Source organism: Bacillus sp. FSL K6-0993, assembly GCF_037977205.1.
Lineage (GTDB): Bacteria > Bacillota > Bacilli > Bacillales > Bacillaceae > Bacillus > Bacillus subtilis.
Genome location: NZ_CP150275.1, coordinates 3,218,297 through 3,236,371, shown reverse-complemented (window position 1 = coordinate 3,236,371; position 18,075 = coordinate 3,218,297). Strand labels below are relative to the sequence as shown.

Here is an 18,075-nt window from a genome sequence, read left to right as displayed (position 1 = left end):
CATTCAATGTTCAAGGGGGATATCTCATGCACAAACACATTCGGAAGGCAGCCGTTTTAGGATCGGGAGTAATGGGTTCCGGGATTGCGGCGCATTTGGCTAACATCGGAATTCCTGTCCTGCTGCTAGATATTGTGCCGAACGATTTGACAAAGGAAGAGGAAAAAAAGGGGCTGACGAAGGACAGTCCGGAGGTGCGCAGCAGGCTGAGCCGGCAGGCGGTGAAAAAACTGCTGAAACAAAAGCCCGCTCCCCTCACATCAGCGAAAAATACCTCCTATATTACACCGGGCAATCTGGAGGATGATGCAGAAAAACTGAAAGAAGCAGATTGGATTATTGAGGTCGTTGTCGAAAACCTTGAAGTCAAAAAGAAAATTTTCGCTCTTGTGGATGAACATCGAAAGACTGGAAGCATCGTTTCAAGCAACACATCCGGCATATCAGTGCAGGAAATGGCTGAAGGCCGGTCGGATGATTTTAAAGCCCATTTTCTCGGAACGCATTTTTTTAATCCCGCACGCTATTTAAAGCTGCTGGAGATCATCCCAATTAAGGAAACCGATCCTGATATTTTAAAGTTTATGACAGCTTTCGGAGAAAATGTCCTCGGGAAAGGCGTTGTTACAGCAAAGGACACACCGAACTTTATCGCAAACCGCATCGGGACGTACGGGCTTCTCGTGACAGTCCAAGAAATGCTGAAAGGCGGCTATCAGGTCGGGGAGGTTGATTCGATCACAGGACCGCTGATCGGCAGGCCGAAAAGCGCCACCTTTAGAACGCTTGATGTGGTCGGCCTCGATACATTCGCCCATGTGGCCCGAAATGTGTATGACAAAGCTGATGGCGATGAAAAAGAAGTGTTTCGCCTTCCAAGCTTCATGAACGATATGCTGGAAAAAGGGTGGATCGGAAGTAAGGCCGGCCAAGGCTTTTATAAAAAAGAAGGAAAAACGATTTATGAGCTTGACCCAGTGACGCTTACTTACGGCGAGCGGACAAAAATGAAATCACCGGCACTTGAAGCGGCAAAACAGGCAAAAGGGACAAAAGCCAAAATGAAAGCGCTTATTTATACGGATGACAGAGCGGGCAGATTGCTGTGGAATATCACTTCTCAAACCCTGCTTTACTCAGCCGAGCTGCTTGGCGAGATTGCCGATGATATTCATGCGATTGACCAAGCCATGAAGTGGGGATTCGGCTGGGAACTGGGCCCTTTTGAAATGTGGGACGCCATCGGCCTCAAGCAGTCAGCGGAAAAGCTTGAGCAGCTTGGAGCAGATATGCCTGGCTGGATAAAAGAGATGCTGGATAAAGGAAATGAAACCTTCTACATCAAAGAGAACGGAACGGTATTTTATTATGACCGCGGCGAATACAGAGCCGTGAAAGAAAACAAAAAACGAATTCATTTACAAGCACTTAAAGAAACAAAAGGCGTGATTGCGAAAAACAGCGGAGCAAGCTTAATTGACCTTGGAGATGATGTGGCCCTTCTTGAATTTCATTCGAAAAGCAATGCGATCGGCCTCGATATCATTCAAATGATCCACAAAGGATTAGAGGAAACAGAGCGGAATTATAAGGGGCTTGTCATCGGCAATCAAGGGAAAAATTTCTGCGTCGGCGCGAATCTTGCCATGATCTTAATGGAAGTCCAAGACGACAACTTTTTGGAAGTTGATTTCGTGATACGCCGTTTTCAGGAGACGATGATGAAGATCAAATACAGTGCGAAACCGGTTATCGCCGCGCCATTTGGCATGACGCTCGGCGGAGGAACGGAAGTATGCCTGCCGGCGGCGCGCATTCAAGCGGCAAGCGAAGCCTATATGGGACTTGTGGAATCCGGTGTCGGCCTCATCCCTGGCGGAGGGGGTAACAAAGAGCTGTACATCAACCATCTTCGCCGCGACCTTGATCCGATGAATGCGGCAATGAAAACATTTGAAACGATTGCGATGGCGAAAGTGTCCGCTTCCGCTCAAGAGGCTCGTGAGATGAACATCTTAAAAGAAACGGATCAGATCAGCGTGAATCAAGACCACCTGTTATACGATGCGAAGCAGCTGGCCGCATCTTTATACGATACCGGCTGGCGGCCGCCTGTAAAAGAAAAGGTCAAGGTGCCGGGAGAAACCGGTTATGCGGCACTCTTGCTTGGCGCTGAGCAGATGAAGCTGTCCGGCTATATATCTGAGCATGATTTCAAGATCGCGAAAAAACTCGCTTATGTCATTGCGGGCGGAAAAGTGCCGTTCGGTACAGAGGTTGATGAAGAGTATTTATTGGAGATCGAAAGAGAAGCGTTTTTGAGTTTGGCAGGAGAGGCAAAATCTCAAGCGAGAATGCAGCATATGCTTGTGAAAGGTAAACCTTTACGGAATTAGGAGGGAGCTTATGAAAGAGGCAGTCATTGTGTCAGGTGCAAGAACACCGGTTGGAAAAGCAAAAAAAGGATCGTTGGCCACCGTTCGCCCGGATGATTTGGGAGCGATTTGTGTAAAAGAGACACTGAAACGGGCAGGCGGCTACGAAGGCAATATTGACGATTTGATTATTGGCTGTGCAACGCCTGAAGCGGAGCAGGGGCTTAATATGGCGAGAAATATCGGTGCGCTCGCGGGCCTGCCGTACACGGTTCCAGCGATTACAGTTAACCGTTATTGCTCTTCAGGCCTTCAGTCTATTGCATATGCAGCAGAAAAAATTATGCTTGGCGCCTACGATACAGCGATCGCCGGCGGAGCAGAATCCATGTCGCAAGTTCCGATGATGGGGCATGTTACCCGTCCGAACCTTGCTTTGGCAGAAAAGGCACCGGAATATTATATGAGCATGGGACACACAGCCGAGCAAGTCGCGAAAAAATACGGCGTCTCCCGTGAGGATCAAGACGCGTTTGCCGTTCGCAGCCACCAAAACGCCGCTAAAGCCCTTGCAGAAGGGAAATTTAAAGATGAGATTGTACCTGTCGAAGTGACGGTGACAGAAATCGGAGAAAACCATAAGCCTATGGAAAAACAGTTTGTGTTTTCTCAGGATGAAGGTGTTCGCCCGCAAACGACTGCAGACATCTTATCGACATTGCGCCCGGCCTTTTCCGTTGACGGGACGGTGACTGCGGGCAATTCCTCGCAGACGAGTGACGGAGCGGCGGCTGTCATGCTGATGGACCGGGAAAAAGCCGATGCTCTTGGCCTGGCGCCGCTTGTGAAATTCCGCTCCTTTGCGGTAGGCGGCGTGCCGCCGGAAGTGATGGGAATCGGACCGGTGGAAGCGATTCCGCGCGCTTTGAAGCTTGCCGGACTTCAGCTGCAGGACATCGGTTTGTTTGAATTGAATGAAGCTTTTGCCTCACAGGCCATTCAAGTAATCAGAGAATTGGGAATTGATGAAGAAAAAGTGAATGTCAACGGGGGCGCAATCGCGCTTGGACACCCGCTTGGCTGTACGGGCACAAAGCTTACACTCTCACTCATCCATGAAATGAAACGGAGAAACGAGCAATTTGGAGTCGTGACCATGTGTATCGGCGGCGGGATGGGAGCGGCCGGTGTATTTGAATTATGCTAAAGGGGGAAAAACAAATGGCAAAAAAAGCGGCTGAAGTACAAAAAGGCGGCGGATTTTTAATCGAGGATGTCACATACGATCAAATGTATACACCGGAGGATTTCACTGACGAGCATAAAATGATTGCGAAAACAACAGAGGATTACATCGAGCAAGATGTTCTTCCTCATATAGATGATATCGAAAACCATCAATTCGAGCATTCTGTCAGACTGTTGAAGAAAGCGGGCGAACTAGGGCTGCTTGGCGCCGATGTGCCGGAAGAATACGGAGGGCTCGGCCTTGATAAAATCAGCTCGGCACTCATCACTGAGAAATTTTCGCGTGCGGGAAGCTTTTCTCTTTCTTATGGCGCGCATGTCGGTATCGGTTCCTTGCCGATCGTCTTTTTCGGATCAGAAGAACAAAAGAAAAAATATTTGCCTGGACTCGCTTCAGGCGAAAAGATCGCCGCTTATGCTCTGACTGAGCCTGGCTCTGGGTCTGATGCACTTGGAGCAAAAACAACAGCTGTGCTGAATGAAGCAGGAACCCATTATGTATTAACAGGGGAAAAACAGTGGATTACCAACTCTGCCTTTGCCGATGTATTTGTGGTTTACGCCAAGGTAGACGGCGACAAGTTTTCAGCCTTTATTGTAGAAAAAGAGTTCCCGGGTGTCTCGACGGGACCGGAAGAAAAGAAAATGGGAATCAAGGGATCATCGACAAGAACCCTCATTCTGGATCAAGCTGAAGTGCCAAAGGAAAACCTGCTCGGAGAAATCGGCAAAGGGCATGTCATCGCCTTTAATATTTTAAACATCGGCCGTTACAAACTGGCGGTTGGCACAATCGGCGCATCTAAACGCGTCATCGAGCTGTCTGCGGCATACGCAAATCAGCGCCGCCAATTTAAAACGCCGATTGCTGGTTTTTCATTGACACAGGAAAAAATCGGGACAATGGCCTCAAGGCTGTATGCGATGGAAAGCTCTGTATACAGAACCGTCGGGCTGTTTGAAGATAATATGAGCCAGTTCACGGCTGAAGATCTCAAGGACGGCCGGCAAATTGCCAAATCGATTGCGGAATACGCCATCGAATGCTCTCTGAATAAGGTATTCGGCTCTGAAACGCTTGATTATATCGTTGATGAAGGCGTGCAGATTCATGGAGGCTACGGCTTTATGCAGGAATACGAAGTAGAAAGGGCCTATAGAGATTCAAGGATCAATCGAATTTTTGAAGGCACAAACGAAATCAACCGGTTAATCGTGCCAAGCACCTTCCTGAAAAAAGCGCTTAAAGGCGAGCTGCCTTTATTCGAAAAAGCGCAGTCGCTGCAGGAAGAACTCATGATGCTTATGCCTGAAGAGCCTGGAAGCGGCGTCTTAGAGCAGGAGAAATATATCGTCAAGCAAGCCAAAAAAATTGCGTTGTTTGCTGCCGGCTTAGCCGCGCAAAAATACGGAAAAGCGATCGATCGTGAGCAAGAAATTCTCGTGAACGTAGCGGATATCGTCAGCAATGTATACGGAATGGAATCAGCCTTGCTCAGAACGGAAAAGGCCATTGCCGCACAAGGCGCTGAAAAAGCAGCGCAAAAGATGCTGTACACAGAAATTTTCGTTCAAGAGGCCTTTAACGAAATTGAAGCGCATGCGAAGGAATCCCTTATCGCAATGGAAGAAGGAGATTCACTCCGCATGATGCTTTCCGCTCTGCGCAAGCTGACACGCGTAACGCCTAAAAACGTGATTCAGAAAAAACGCGAGGCGGCGGCAGGCATTTTTGAGGCTGAGAAATATATTGTCTGATTGGCCATGAGCTCCGCATGCGCGGAGCTCTTTTTTAAGAAGCACTGTTTTAGGTTTTTAAAACAAACTGTGTTAAAATAACCTCGATTATTTTATTGAGGGGGAAGAAGATGTCGTTAACTTTTTACTGGTACCCTAAATGCGGAACGTGCCGCAAAGCAAAGAAGTGGCTTGAAGAGCATGGGAAAGAAATAAACGAAATACATATTGCTGAGCAGCCGCCAAGCAAAGAAGAATTAAAAGCGCTTTATGAAAAAAGCGGGCTGGATCTCAAGAAATTTTTCAACACGAGCGGCATGAAATACCGCGAACTCAATCTCAAGGAAAAGCTGTATCACATGTCAGAGGACGAACAGCTCGAGCTGCTGGCTTCAGATGGTATGCTGATCAAACGCCCGCTTACAACAGACGGCGAAAAAGTGACTGTCGGATTTAAAGAAGACCAATTTGAAGAAAACTGGGCTTAATGTAAATTTTTTTTGAAAAGTGTGGTATCTTCTTATTGTAGTGCTGTAAAAAATGGAGGGATTCAATTGAGCATACCAAAAGATTTGCGTTACTCAGGAGAACACGAGTGGGTAAAAGTTGAAGGAGAAAAAGCCAGAATCGGAATTACGCATTTTGCCCAGTCCGAACTAGGCGACATCGTGTTTGTCGAACTTCCTGAAGTGGGCGCTGAAATCAAAGCGGACGAGCCATTCGGCAGTGTTGAATCCGTTAAAACGGTATCTGAGCTTTATGCACCGATTAACGGAACGGTTGTGGAAGTAAACGAAGATCTTGATGACAGTCCGGAATTCGTCAACGAATCTCCGTACGAAAAAGCATGGATGATCGTCGTTGAGCCATCTGACGCTTCTGAAATTGAAAAACTGATGACAGCAGAGCAATACGAAGAGATGACACAAGAAGACTAAAACAGGATAGCCGTAAAAGCAATTGGACACGCTAACGTTATGGGAGGTGTCCAATATGGCTTTCGACAAACAAAAGCTCGATGTCACCAATGACGTGACAGGCCGCTTTCAAAATGGCCGGCTCTCGTTATATCATGATAATGAGATGATCGGCCAAATGACAAGCATGAATGAATATGAGCTTAAGTCCGGTTATTCCTTTGAAAATGAGAAATTTTATAAGACAGCCGATGTGGTCTCTGGAGACGACGCAAAATATGTAGATTGTGACTACGAAAACGGCTGGTGTTAATGTTGGCGGTGAATTTCACTGCCTTCTTTTACAATCTGAACGTTTCAAATTTGACGCGGCAGGTGAACAAGATGAAGATGGATGAGCTGGAAAAGGTTATGATTGTCGAGGGGAAATCAGATAAAGAGAAAATCGAAAGCGTCCTGAATGAGCCGGTGCGCATTATCTGCACAAACGGAACAATCAGCCAGCTGAGGCTTGAGGAATTGGCTGACGAGCTTTATGATAAAGACGTCTATATATTAGTTGATGCTGATGAATCAGGTGAGAAATTGAGAAAACAGCTGAAGCGTGAATTTAATGAAGCCTGCCATCTCCATATCGACAGAGCCTATAAGGAAGTAGCGGCTGCGCCCAGGCACCATGTCGCCTCTGTATTGCTGCGTGCGAATCTGAATGTCCATACTATTTTTCTTGAAAGAAAGTCCCGAGGTGTATAGCATGAAAGAACTCCAAGAACATGAACTTGACCACATTGAAGATGATGTGTACCTTCTATATTTATATACTCCGTTTTGCGGCACCTGCCAGCTTGCAAGCAAAATGCTGACAGTGGTGAAAGAAATGCTGCCTGATGTCGCCTTCTATCAAAACAATGTCAATTACTCTCCGACATTCGCAAAAGCGTATCAAATTGAAAGCGTCCCTTGTTTTCTGCTGTTTAAAGGCGGAAAGATGGTCGAAAGAGGATATGCATTTCATTCCGTTTCTTATTTATATGAGCTGATCAAACAAAAATCATCTTCCGCATCCCATTTATGACATATTTCTCAGCATATCCAATGAAATTGTCGTTCGTTTTATAAAGGGGTTCTTGCGACAAAGAGAGAAATGTGTATGTATGACCAACAAATAGGAGGTTGTACATATGGAGAAAGCGGAAGTTTTAGAAGATGAGTATCAGCATCTGTTTTTAAAACCCCTTTTGAATGCCTCAACATTGCTCATTACCTTCCAAGGAGAAGCAGAAGCCTTAACCGTCTCAATAAACGAACAGGGAGAAATGAAAAAAGTTTCCCCGCCCCAAACGTCCAACCTGACCTTTTACGGAAACCAAACGGAAATTATTGATTTATTGCACGGAGACATTTCCCTTCAGCACCTGATTCAGAGCGGAAGCCTCAAAGTAAAGGGGTCATTCAGGGCCCTGTTAAAACTGGAAGCCATTCTCTGGCTGACAAATGGATTTTTTCAGAGGATTTTAAAAAATTAAAAAATAATAAATTATTATAATAGTAAAAGTTGACATCATTTATTTTATTGACATTTAATCATTCGCCGTGCTATTCTACATTAAGAATTTCCGGACGAAAAAGACTATATATTTCTCTTATCAAGAGAGGTGGAGGGAAGTGCCCTATGAAGCCCGGCAACCATCAACGCTGTTGAAATGGTGCCAATTCACACGAAGCGTTCAGCTTTGAAAGATGAGAGAAAGGCATTTTATATAAGCCTTTCTGCTCAAGTGTGCAGAAAGGCTTTTCTTTTGCAGAAAAAACCGGAAGATTTCTTAGAATAGTGTTAAGGCAGGTGATTGCTTTGATCAATCTTCAGGATGTTTCAAAAGTTTACAAATCGAAACATGGAGATGTCAATGCTGTCCAAAATGTCTCGCTTTCCATTAAAAAAGGTGAGATTTTTGGAATTATAGGATATAGCGGAGCTGGTAAGAGTTCCTTAATCCGTCTGCTGAACGGCCTTGAGAAACCAACCTCAGGAACCGTGGAAGTGGCGGGAACCAAGATTAATGAAGTAAATGGACGCGGTTTAAGAAAAGCACGCCATGAGATCAGTATGATTTTCCAGCATTTCAATTTGCTTTGGTCGCGGACTGTCAGAGATAATATCATGTTTCCTTTAGAAATTGCCGGGGTGAAAAAGAGCGAGCGGATCAAGCGCGCCAATGAACTGATTAAACTGGTAGGTTTAGAAGGAAAAGAAAAATCATATCCGTCCCAGCTGAGCGGCGGTCAGAAGCAGCGTGTCGGAATTGCCAGAGCGCTTGCAAACAATCCGAAGGTTCTCCTTTGTGACGAAGCGACATCAGCATTAGATCCGCAAACGACAGATTCAATTCTGGATCTATTGTCCGATATTAATGAAAGACTCGGTTTGACGATTGTGCTGATTACGCACGAAATGCATGTCATCCGTAAAATCTGCAACAGAGTCGCCGTCATGGAAAACGGCAAGGTGGTCGAAGAAGGCGAGGTTCTCGATGTCTTTAAAAATCCAAAGGAACAAATGACAAAACGATTTGTTCAACAGGTGACAGAGCCGGATGAAACGAAAGAGACGCTTCAGCATCTTCTTGATGATACAGCATCAGGAAAAATGGTTCAGCTCACATTTGTCGGTGAGTCAGCTGAACAGCCTCTGATTACAGAGATGATCAGAAACTTCAATGTCAGCGTCAATATTCTGCAAGGGAAAATTTCGCAGACGAAGGATGGGGCTTACGGTTCACTGTTCATCCACATTGACGGAGACGAGGAAGAAGTGCAAAACGTGATCCGATTCATTAATGACAAACAGGTGAAAGCAGAGGTGATCACGAATGTTTGAAAAATACTTCCCGAACGTTGATTTAACTGAATTATGGAACGCGACATATGAAACACTTTATATGACGCTGATTTCTTTACTGTTTGCTTTTGTCATCGGGGTCATCCTCGGCTTGCTGCTCTTTCTGACGAGCAAAGGAAGCCTCTGGCAGAATAAAGCGGTCAACTCTGTGATTTCGGCCGTTGTTAACATATTCAGATCGATTCCGTTCCTTATTTTAATTATTTTACTATTAGGTTTTACGAAATTTTTAGTCGGCACGATCTTAGGGCCAAACGCCGCATTGCCGGCGCTGGTAATCGGCTCGGCACCATTTTACGCGCGCCTTGTTGAAATCGCGCTGCGTGAGGTGGATAAAGGTGTGATTGAAGCCGCTAAATCAATGGGCGCGAAAACGTCTACGATTATTTTCAAAGTGCTGATTCCGGAATCAATGCCTGCTCTTATTTCTGGCATTACGGTTACTGCCATCGCTTTGATCGGCTCAACGGCAATTGCCGGAGCCATTGGTTCAGGAGGCCTTGGAAACCTTGCGTACGTAGAAGGATATCAGTCTAATAACGCTGATGTTACCTTCGTTGCTACTGTGTTTATTTTAATCATCGTGTTTATTATTCAAATCATCGGTGATCTAATAACAAATATTATAGACAAACGATAAGGGAGGATTTACATTGAAAAAGCTATTTTTGGGTGCATTACTGCTTGTATTTGCAGGAGTTATGGCTGCCTGCGGTTCGAATAACGGCGCTGAATCCGGCAAGAAAGAAATTGTCGTTGCGGCAACGAAAACACCGCATGCGGAAATTTTAAAAGAAGCTGAACCATTGCTGAAAGAAAAAGGCTATACGCTGAAAGTGAAAGTGCTTAGTGATTATAAAATGTACAACAAAGCTTTAGCTGATAAAGAAGTGGACGCGAACTACTTCCAGCACATTCCTTACCTTGAGCAAGAAATGAAAGAAAACACAGATTACAAACTTGTGAATGCCGGCGCTGTTCACTTAGAGCCATTCGGTATTTACTCTAAAACATACAAATCGCTGAAAGACCTTCCAGACGGTGCGACAATCATTCTGACAAACAACGTTGCTGAACAAGGACGTATGCTTGCAATGCTAGAAAACGCTGGATTAATCACTCTTGATTCTAAGGTAGAAACAGTTGACGCAACATTGAAAGACATTAAGAAAAACCCGAAAAACCTTGAATTCAAAAAAGTAGCGCCTGAATTAACGGCAAAAGCATATGAAAACAAAGAAGGAGACGCGGCCTTCATCAATGTAAACTATGCGATCCAAAATAAATTAAATCCTAAAAAAGATGCAATTGAAGTAGAATCAACGAAAAACAACCCATACGCTAACATCATCGCAGTAAGAAAAGGCGAAGAAGATTCTGCAAAAATCAAAGCGCTGATGGAAGTTCTTCACTCTAAAAAGATCAAAGACTTCATCGAGAAAAAATACGACGGAGCTGTGCTTCCTGTATCTGAATAAGACAGAAACCCCGGATGAGAAATCCGGGGTTCAATTATTGACAAAGCCCTAAAACGATATTCGTTTTAGGGCTTTGTCATCTTTTCAGCGTGATTGAAAACCCTTGAAGTCTAGGAAGGCCGAGCATTGGAGCAGAGCGAATGTTGTAATTCGTGAGCACCAACGCGCAGGTCTGACAACGAATGCGAGGGTTTGCTGACACGGTGAAACCCCGGATGAGAATTCCGGGGTTTTTTTCGCGTATTTTCCTAAAAGCTGTTCATAATAAAAAGGAATGTTAAACAGATGGAGGGATTTTCTTTGAATCAAGACAGAGGAAGCATGCAGGACGAGTTAAAACAATATAAACATGGTTTAGGCACATTTGAACAAAAGATGCCGCTGATGGGACGAAAATTTAACGAATTTACTGAACAGTGCTTTGCCGGGAATTCTCTGACTGAAAGAGAAAAACAGCTGATCGCCCTCGGAATTGCCATCAATGCTCAGGACGAATATTGCATGATCTATCATACAAAAGGCTGTCTCGATCAGGGAGCGACAGAAGAAAACATTCTCGAAGCCGTCAGTGTGGCAGCGGCATTTGGAGGCGGCGCAGCTTTCAGCCAAGGCGTGACAGTCGTTCAACAGTGCATTGAGGAATTCGGAAACACCACGCATTAAGAGAAGGAATATTCCGAAAAACCATTCTCATTTGAACTGAGTGGATGCTTTCGTCTCATCTGCCGCTATTTCAAGCCATATCCTTTTTGCGGCATCCAACGAAGCACTGATACAATAGAAAGCAAATATATGAAGGGATTGATTCATTATTTGCAGCAGCCAGGACAGACTGAACCTCGATTATACGTCAGAAATGGAAAAAGCGATGCAGCTGTCACACGGAATTGGATACGAGGAATACGGACGCCGGCTGGAAACAAGAATGAAAGTAGAGCGGCAGAGAGAGCTTGATTATCAAAAAAGTAAGCGGATTTCTGCGGGCGCTTATTGAGAAAATCAATCTTTTAAAAAAGGGTGGGAATCCACTCTTTTTCTTTTTCAATGGCTTTAATAAAGTGCCGATCTTTGTTAAACTTGAGGAATGTGCGAGGCACGATAAAAAGTTGTATTTACTTTTCATTTGTTATAAAATTAGAATGAGAATAAAATGAGAATAATGATTATATATTTTTGGAGGTATAGATATGGCTGCTTCAACATTAACGATCAAAGATCTTCACGTTGAAATCGAAGGAAAAGAGATCTTAAAGGGTGTAAACCTTGAAATAAAAGGTGGAGAATTCCACGCAGTAATGGGCCCGAACGGAACTGGTAAATCCACTTTATCAGCTGCTATTATGGGGCATCCTAAATATGAAGTAACAAAAGGCAGCATCACGCTTGACGGCAAAGATGTACTGGAGATGGAAGTGGACGAGCGTGCGCAGGCAGGCTTATTCCTTGCGATGCAGTACCCAAGTGAAATCAGCGGTGTGACAAATGCCGACTTCCTTCGCTCAGCAATCAACGCGCGCAGAGAAGAAGGCGATGAAATTTCTCTTATGAAATTCATCCGCAAAATGGACGAAAACATGGAGTTCCTTGAAATGGACCCTGAAATGGCTCAGCGCTATCTTAACGAAGGCTTCTCAGGCGGGGAGAAAAAACGCAACGAAATCCTTCAATTAATGATGATTGAACCGAAAATCGCCATCCTTGATGAAATCGACTCAGGTCTTGATATTGACGCTTTGAAAGTTGTATCTAAAGGAATCAACAAAATGCGCAGCGAAAACTTCGGCTGCCTGATGATCACTCACTATCAGCGCCTGTTAAACTACATCACTCCGGATGTTGTTCACGTTATGATGCAAGGCCGCGTTGTAAAATCCGGCGGTGCAGAGCTTGCACAGCGTCTTGAAGCAGAAGGTTATGACTGGATCAAACAAGAACTTGGCATTGAAGACGAAACTGTTGGCCAAGAAGCGTAAGCGTTAGGGGGATTAATATGACACTAGGTACAAAACTATCCGTAGATCAGGAGTATCTCAAAAGCTTTTCCGAAAAGCACCAAGAACCTGCCTGGCTGAAGAACCTGCGCTTACAGGCTCTTGAACAAGCTGAGGATCTGCCGATGCCGAAACCTGACAAAACAAAAATCACAAACTGGAACTTCACGAATTTCGCGAAGCATACAGTTGATAACGAACCGCTTTCTTCATTAGAAGATTTGACTGATGAAGTGAAAGCGCTGATCGACGTTGAAAACGAAGATAAAACATTATACGTACAGCGTGACCAGACGCCGGCATATCTTTCTCTTTCTCAAGAATTGAAAGACAAAGGCGTCATCTTCACTGATATTCTGACTGCTGCACGTGAGCACAGCGACTTGGTGGAGAAATACTTTATGAAGGACGGCGTGAAGGTTGACGAACATAAGTTAACTGCACTTCACGCGGCTCTTGTTAACGGAGGAGCATTCCTTTATGTTCCGAAAAATGTTCAGGTGGAGACGCCGGTTCAGGCTGTTTATGTCCACGAAAGCAATGATACAGCTCTATTCAACCACGTGCTGATTGTGGCTGAAGACCACAGCTCTGTAACATATGTAGAAAACTACATCAGCACTGTAAACCCGAAAGACGCTGTCTTCAATATTATCAGTGAGGTCATCACAGGTGATAATGCCAGCGTGACATACGGTGCGGTGGATAATCTGTCAAGCGGTGTGACAACTTATGTGAACCGCCGCGGTGCTGCGCGCGGACGCGACAGCAAAATCGAGTGGGCTCTTGGCCTGATGAACGACGGCGACACGATTTCCGAAAACACAACAAATCTTTACGGTGACGGCACATACGGCGATACGAAAACGGTTGTTGTCGGAAGAGGAGAGCAAACAGAAAACTTCACAACACAAATCATCCATTTCGGTAAAGCTTCTGAAGGCTATATCTTGAAGCACGGTGTGATGAAGGATTCCGCTTCTTCTATCTTTAACGGAATCGGCAAAATCGAACATGGCGCTTCTAAAGCGAATGCGGAGCAAGAATCACGCGTGCTGATGCTCAGCGAAAAAGCACGCGGAGACGCAAACCCTATTCTTTTAATTGACGAAGACGATGTAACTGCAGGACATGCGGCATCTGTCGGCCGTGTGGACCCTATTCAGCTTTACTACCTGATGAGCCGCGGAATTCCGAAAGAAGAAGCAGAACGCTTAGTCATTTACGGATTCCTTGCACCGGTAGTAAATGAACTTCCGATTGAAGGCGTTAAGAAACAATTAGTTTCTGTTATCGAAAGGAAAGTGAAGTAATGAATATCACAGATATTCGTGAACAGTTCCCGATCCTTCATCAGCAAGTGAACGGACATGATCTCGTTTATCTCGACAGCGCGGCGACTTCCCAGAAGCCGCGTGCTGTCATTGAAACACTGGATAAGTATTATAACCAATACAATTCCAATGTTCACCGGGGCGTCCATACACTTGGAACCAGAGCGACAGATGGTTATGAAGGAGCGCGTGAAAAAGTCCGCAAGTTTATTAACGCGAAGTCAATGGCTGAGATTATTTTCACAAAAGGCACGACCACATCACTGAATATGGTGGCGTTAAGCTATGCGCGCGCCAACCTGAAACCTGGTGATGAAGTGGTCATCACCTACATGGAGCATCATGCGAATATCATTCCGTGGCAGCAGGCTGTAAAAGCAACTGGCGCCACATTAAAATATATTCCGCTGCAGGAAGACGGAACGATTTCTTTAGAAGACGTCAGAGAAACGGTCACAAGCAACACAAAAATTGTTGCGGTGTCTCATGTATCTAATGTCCTCGGCACGGTCAACCCGATTAAAGAAATGGCGAAAATCGCTCATGACAATGGGGCTGTCATTGTGGTGGACGGAGCACAAAGCACGCCTCACATGAAAATTGACGTGCAGGATCTCGATTGCGACTTCTTTGCGCTTTCTTCCCATAAAATGTGCGGACCTACCGGTGTTGGTGTGCTGTACGGAAAGAAAGCCCTGCTGGAAAACATGGAGCCTGCCGAATTCGGCGGTGAAATGATCGACTTTGTCGGGCTTTATGAATCAACTTGGAAAGAGCTTCCGTGGAAATTCGAAGCGGGTACGCCGATTATTGCAGGAGCAATCGGCCTTGGTGCCGCCATTGATTTTCTCGAAGAAATCGGTCTTGATGAGATTTCCCGCCATGAGCACAAGCTTGCAGCTTATGCGCTTGAACGCTTCCGCCAGCTTGACGGCGTAACGGTTTACGGGCCGGAAGAGCGTGCCGGGCTTGTCACATTTAACCTTGATGATGTTCATCCGCACGATGTGGCGACTGTGCTTGATGCGGAGGGAATCGCAGTCAGAGCCGGCCACCATTGTGCGCAGCCGCTGATGAAATGGCTGGATGTAACTGCTACTGCAAGAGCAAGCTTTTATCTGTATAATACAGAGGAAGAGATTGATAAGCTTGTGGAAGCTCTTCAAAAGACAAAGGAGTATTTTACAAATGTCTTTTAATGCAAACTTAGATACATTGTACAGACAGGTGATTATGGATCATTACAAAAACCCGCGAAATAAAGGGGTTTTGAATGACAGCATTGTCGTGGATATGAACAATCCGACATGCGGCGACCGCATCAGACTGACAATGAAGCTTGACGGAGACATCGTGGAAGATGCGAAGTTTGAAGGGGAAGGCTGTTCCATTTCAATGGCATCCGCTTCGATGATGACTCAGGCGATTAAAGGGAAAGATATTGAAACTGCCCTTTCCATGTCTAAGATTTTCTCGGATATGATGCAAGGGAAAGAGTATGATGATTCTATAGATCTCGGGGATATTGAAGCCCTTCAAGGTGTTTCAAAATTCCCGGCCCGTATCAAATGTGCAACCCTGTCATGGAAAGCACTTGAAAAAGGAGTCGCGAAAGAAGAAGGCGGCAATTAAAAGGATTGGAGTGAAAATGGATGGCTAAAAAAATGCCTGATATTGGTGAATACAAGTATGGTTTTCACGACAAGGACGTTTCCATTTTCCGTTCAGAGCGCGGATTGACAAAAGAAATCGTAGAAGAAATTTCTCGCATGAAAGAAGAGCCTCAATGGATGCTTGACTTCCGCTTGAAATCACTTGAGCATTTCTACAACATGCCGATGCCTCAATGGGGCGGAGATTTAAACTCACTGAATTTTGACGAAATTACGTACTACGTAAAACCGTCTGAGCGTTCAGAGCGTTCTTGGGATGAAGTTCCTGAAGAAATTAAACAAACATTCGACAAGCTCGGTATTCCTGAAGCTGAACAAAAATACCTTGCGGGTGTTTCTGCTCAGTACGAATCTGAGGTTGTATACCACAACATGAAAGAAGATCTTGAAGCGCAAGGCATCGTCTTTAAAGACACTGACAGCGCGCTGAAAGAGAATGAAGATATTTTCCGTGAGCACTGGGCAAAAGTAATCCCGCCGACTGATAACAAGTTTGCGGCGCTTAACTCAGCTGTTTGGTCCGGCGGATCTTTCATCTACGTGCCTAAAGGCGTGAAGGTTGAAACACCGCTTCAAGCTTACTTCCGTATCAACTCTGAGAACATGGGTCAGTTCGAACGTACACTGATCATTGTTGACGAAGAAGCAAGTGTTCATTATGTTGAAGGCTGTACTGCGCCTGTTTACACAACAAACTCACTTCACAGTGCGGTCGTTGAGATCATCGTGAAAAAAGGCGGCTACTGCCGTTATACAACGATCCAAAACTGGGCGAACAACGTTTACAACCTTGTAACAAAGCGTACAGTCTGTGAAGAAAACGCAACAATGGAATGGATCGACGGCAACATCGGTTCTAAGCTGACAATGAAATATCCGGCTTGTATCCTAAAAGGCGAAGGCGCGCGCGGTATGACGCTTTCTATCGCTCTTGCGGGTAAAGGCCAGCATCAGGATGCAGGTGCGAAAATGATTCACCTTGCACCAAACACATCATCTACAATCGTATCAAAATCGATTTCAAAACAGGGCGGAAAAGTAACGTACCGCGGAATCGTCCACTTCGGACGCAAAGCGGAAGGCGCCCGCTCTAACATCGAGTGCGATACGCTCATTATGGATAACAAATCAACTTCAGACACAATTCCTTACAATGAAATCTTAAATGATAACATTTCATTGGAGCACGAAGCGAAAGTGTCTAAAGTATCTGAAGAGCAGCTCTTCTACTTGATGAGCCGCGGTATTTCTGAAGAAGAAGCAACTGAAATGATCGTAATGGGCTTCATCGAGCCATTCACAAAAGAGCTTCCAATGGAATACGCAGTTGAAATGAACCGTTTGATTAAGTTCGAAATGGAAGGTTCTATCGGTTAATGATGAAAACCCCTTTGTTTATCAAGGAGTTTAGAGATAGTTATCAATTTTAAAATGGCCGGCGTGCCGAATTTGATTGTAGAAGACGAACTTTTGAAGTTCGTCTTCTTTTATTTTTCAGAGACATATCCACTGTTATTTTAATGGTTTTAATTCCTTATCGATTAGAATATTTCAGACCTGCGCCGGATAGGTTCAGTTCCTATATCACGCAACCATACAGTTGCTTATACTTGACATGCAACTAATGAGTTGCTTATACTCAATTTATGAATTGGAACAAAGACGCTATATTCAAAGCACTCGGCGATTCGACTCGGCGGCTTATATTAGACGAATTATCTGAACGCAACGAGCTGACGTTGTATGAACTTACGATACGTCTTATTACAAAGTACGACCTTTCTATTACGCGACAGGCGATAGCTAAACACCTTTCTGTACTGGAGGATGCAGGACTCGTAACATCAAAACGAAAGGGAAAATATCGAGTACTTATATTCAACAACGAACCGCTTAAAAATTTGCTGAAAGGATGGATAGAGTAATTTTATAAAACCAGTACTGAGTTTCTGACAAATGTTGGTTTGTTTTGTTTGAAGCCGATTGTTTGCACAGTACCATGCACCATAAATATCAAAGGAGGCAACAACAATATGAAAATCATTGTGACTAGTATATTCGTGCAAGATCAAGACAAGGCACTGAAGTTCTATACAGAAAAACTGGGGTTTGTAAAAAAGGAGGATGTTCCCATGGGGAAATTCAGGTGGATAACGCTTGTTTCTCCAGATGATCAAGACGGAACCGAGCTTTTACTCGAACCGAATGAACATCCTGCCGCTAAGGAGTATCAAAAGAAGATATTCTCCGAAGGCTTCCCGGCCACAATGTTTGGCGTTGCAGATATTCAAAAAGAGTACAACCGATTAAAGGAAAAAGGCGTGACGTTTACGATGGAACCGACAAAAATGGGCGAAGTCACAATAGCTGTCTTCGACGATACATGTGGTAACCTTATTCAAATTGTACAGAAGTAACCGATT

Annotated in this window: 21 protein-coding genes and 1 riboswitch; all 21 genes read left to right on the top strand. The window is 44.8% G+C overall.

The window, feature by feature from the left end; translation table 11 throughout:
- The first annotated feature begins 26 nt into the window (after positions 1 to 26).
- The gene (locus MHH79_RS16875) at positions 27 to 2,396 is read left to right on the top strand and encodes a 3-hydroxyacyl-CoA dehydrogenase NAD-binding domain-containing protein (protein WP_309530101.1); all 2,370 of its coding nucleotides are present in this window, start codon (positions 27 to 29) and stop codon (positions 2,394 to 2,396) included.
- Between the two features lie 10 nt (positions 2,397 to 2,406).
- Positions 2,407 to 3,582, top strand: a complete 1,176-nt coding sequence (locus MHH79_RS16870) for an acetyl-CoA C-acetyltransferase (RefSeq protein ID WP_063334634.1) — start codon at positions 2,407 to 2,409, stop codon at positions 3,580 to 3,582.
- Positions 3,583 to 3,596: 14 nt separating this feature from the next.
- The gene (gene fadE, locus MHH79_RS16865) at positions 3,597 to 5,381 is read left to right on the top strand and encodes an acyl-CoA dehydrogenase FadE (RefSeq protein ID WP_309530102.1); all 1,785 of its coding nucleotides are present in this window, start codon (positions 3,597 to 3,599) and stop codon (positions 5,379 to 5,381) included.
- A 110-nt stretch (positions 5,382 to 5,491) separates the two neighbouring features.
- Positions 5,492 to 5,848, top strand: coding sequence for an arsenate reductase family protein (locus tag MHH79_RS16860; RefSeq protein ID WP_003222779.1), 357 nt, complete (start codon positions 5,492 to 5,494; stop codon positions 5,846 to 5,848).
- Between the two features lie 66 nt (positions 5,849 to 5,914).
- On the top strand, positions 5,915 to 6,298 hold the full coding sequence (gene gcvH, locus MHH79_RS16855; protein ID WP_003222781.1) for a glycine cleavage system protein GcvH: 384 nt from the start codon (positions 5,915 to 5,917) through the stop codon (positions 6,296 to 6,298).
- A 55-nt stretch (positions 6,299 to 6,353) separates the two neighbouring features.
- Complete coding sequence (locus tag MHH79_RS16850; protein WP_003228581.1) at positions 6,354 to 6,590, top strand: YusG family protein; 237 nt, start codon at positions 6,354 to 6,356, stop codon at positions 6,588 to 6,590.
- Between the two features lie 77 nt (positions 6,591 to 6,667).
- Positions 6,668 to 7,030, top strand: a complete 363-nt coding sequence (locus MHH79_RS16845) for a toprim domain-containing protein (protein WP_015483668.1) — start codon at positions 6,668 to 6,670, stop codon at positions 7,028 to 7,030.
- Between the two features lies 1 nt (position 7,031).
- Complete coding sequence (locus MHH79_RS16840) at positions 7,032 to 7,352, top strand: thioredoxin family protein (RefSeq protein ID WP_003228585.1); 321 nt, start codon at positions 7,032 to 7,034, stop codon at positions 7,350 to 7,352.
- 106 nt (positions 7,353 to 7,458) lie between these two features.
- Complete coding sequence (locus MHH79_RS16835) at positions 7,459 to 7,803, top strand: SCP2 sterol-binding domain-containing protein (protein ID WP_003228587.1); 345 nt, start codon at positions 7,459 to 7,461, stop codon at positions 7,801 to 7,803.
- Between the two features lie 114 nt (positions 7,804 to 7,917).
- Positions 7,918 to 8,024, top strand: a riboswitch (SAM riboswitch).
- Between the two features lie 105 nt (positions 8,025 to 8,129).
- The gene (gene metN, locus MHH79_RS16830) at positions 8,130 to 9,155 is read left to right on the top strand and encodes a methionine ABC transporter ATP-binding protein MetN (RefSeq protein ID WP_309530103.1); all 1,026 of its coding nucleotides are present in this window, start codon (positions 8,130 to 8,132) and stop codon (positions 9,153 to 9,155) included.
- Positions 9,148 to 9,816, top strand: a complete 669-nt coding sequence (gene metP / locus MHH79_RS16825) for a methionine ABC transporter permease MetP (RefSeq protein ID WP_047183148.1) — start codon at positions 9,148 to 9,150, stop codon at positions 9,814 to 9,816. Before metN ends, metP begins: the two co-directional genes overlap by 8 nt.
- A gap of 13 nt (positions 9,817 to 9,829) precedes the next feature.
- Positions 9,830 to 10,654, top strand: coding sequence for a methionine ABC transporter substrate-binding lipoprotein MetQ (gene metQ / locus MHH79_RS16820; RefSeq protein ID WP_032722486.1), 825 nt, complete (start codon positions 9,830 to 9,832; stop codon positions 10,652 to 10,654).
- Positions 10,655 to 10,939: 285 nt separating this feature from the next.
- On the top strand, positions 10,940 to 11,317 hold the full coding sequence (locus MHH79_RS16815; RefSeq protein ID WP_340034740.1) for a carboxymuconolactone decarboxylase family protein: 378 nt from the start codon (positions 10,940 to 10,942) through the stop codon (positions 11,315 to 11,317).
- 193 nt (positions 11,318 to 11,510) lie between these two features.
- The gene (locus MHH79_RS16810) at positions 11,511 to 11,648 is read left to right on the top strand and encodes a hypothetical protein (protein WP_014665305.1); all 138 of its coding nucleotides are present in this window, start codon (positions 11,511 to 11,513) and stop codon (positions 11,646 to 11,648) included.
- Positions 11,649 to 11,841: 193 nt separating this feature from the next.
- A complete protein-coding gene (gene sufC / locus MHH79_RS16805; protein WP_003151872.1) occupies positions 11,842 to 12,627 on the top strand; it encodes a Fe-S cluster assembly ATPase SufC in 786 nt (261 codons plus the stop codon).
- A 17-nt stretch (positions 12,628 to 12,644) separates the two neighbouring features.
- Positions 12,645 to 13,958, top strand: a complete 1,314-nt coding sequence (gene sufD, locus MHH79_RS16800; protein WP_014480787.1) for a Fe-S cluster assembly protein SufD — start codon at positions 12,645 to 12,647, stop codon at positions 13,956 to 13,958.
- A complete protein-coding gene (sufS, locus tag MHH79_RS16795) occupies positions 13,958 to 15,178 on the top strand; it encodes a cysteine desulfurase SufS (protein ID WP_003228604.1) in 1,221 nt (406 codons plus the stop codon). The genes sufD and sufS overlap by 1 nt, the downstream gene beginning before the upstream one ends.
- The gene (sufU, locus tag MHH79_RS16790) at positions 15,168 to 15,611 is read left to right on the top strand and encodes a Fe-S cluster assembly sulfur transfer protein SufU (RefSeq protein ID WP_003222809.1); all 444 of its coding nucleotides are present in this window, start codon (positions 15,168 to 15,170) and stop codon (positions 15,609 to 15,611) included. Before sufS ends, sufU begins: the two co-directional genes overlap by 11 nt.
- A 20-nt stretch (positions 15,612 to 15,631) precedes the next feature.
- Positions 15,632 to 17,029, top strand: a complete 1,398-nt coding sequence (gene sufB / locus MHH79_RS16785; RefSeq protein WP_003228608.1) for a Fe-S cluster assembly protein SufB — start codon at positions 15,632 to 15,634, stop codon at positions 17,027 to 17,029.
- 269 nt (positions 17,030 to 17,298) lie between these two features.
- On the top strand, positions 17,299 to 17,577 hold the full coding sequence (locus MHH79_RS16780; RefSeq protein ID WP_015251274.1) for a metalloregulator ArsR/SmtB family transcription factor: 279 nt from the start codon (positions 17,299 to 17,301) through the stop codon (positions 17,575 to 17,577).
- A gap of 108 nt (positions 17,578 to 17,685) precedes the next feature.
- Positions 17,686 to 18,069: a methylglyoxalase gene (gene glxB, locus MHH79_RS16775; protein WP_003240869.1), complete on the top strand. Its 384-nt coding sequence runs from the start codon at positions 17,686 to 17,688 to the stop codon at positions 18,067 to 18,069.
- The last annotated feature ends 6 nt before the right edge of the window (positions 18,070 to 18,075 follow it).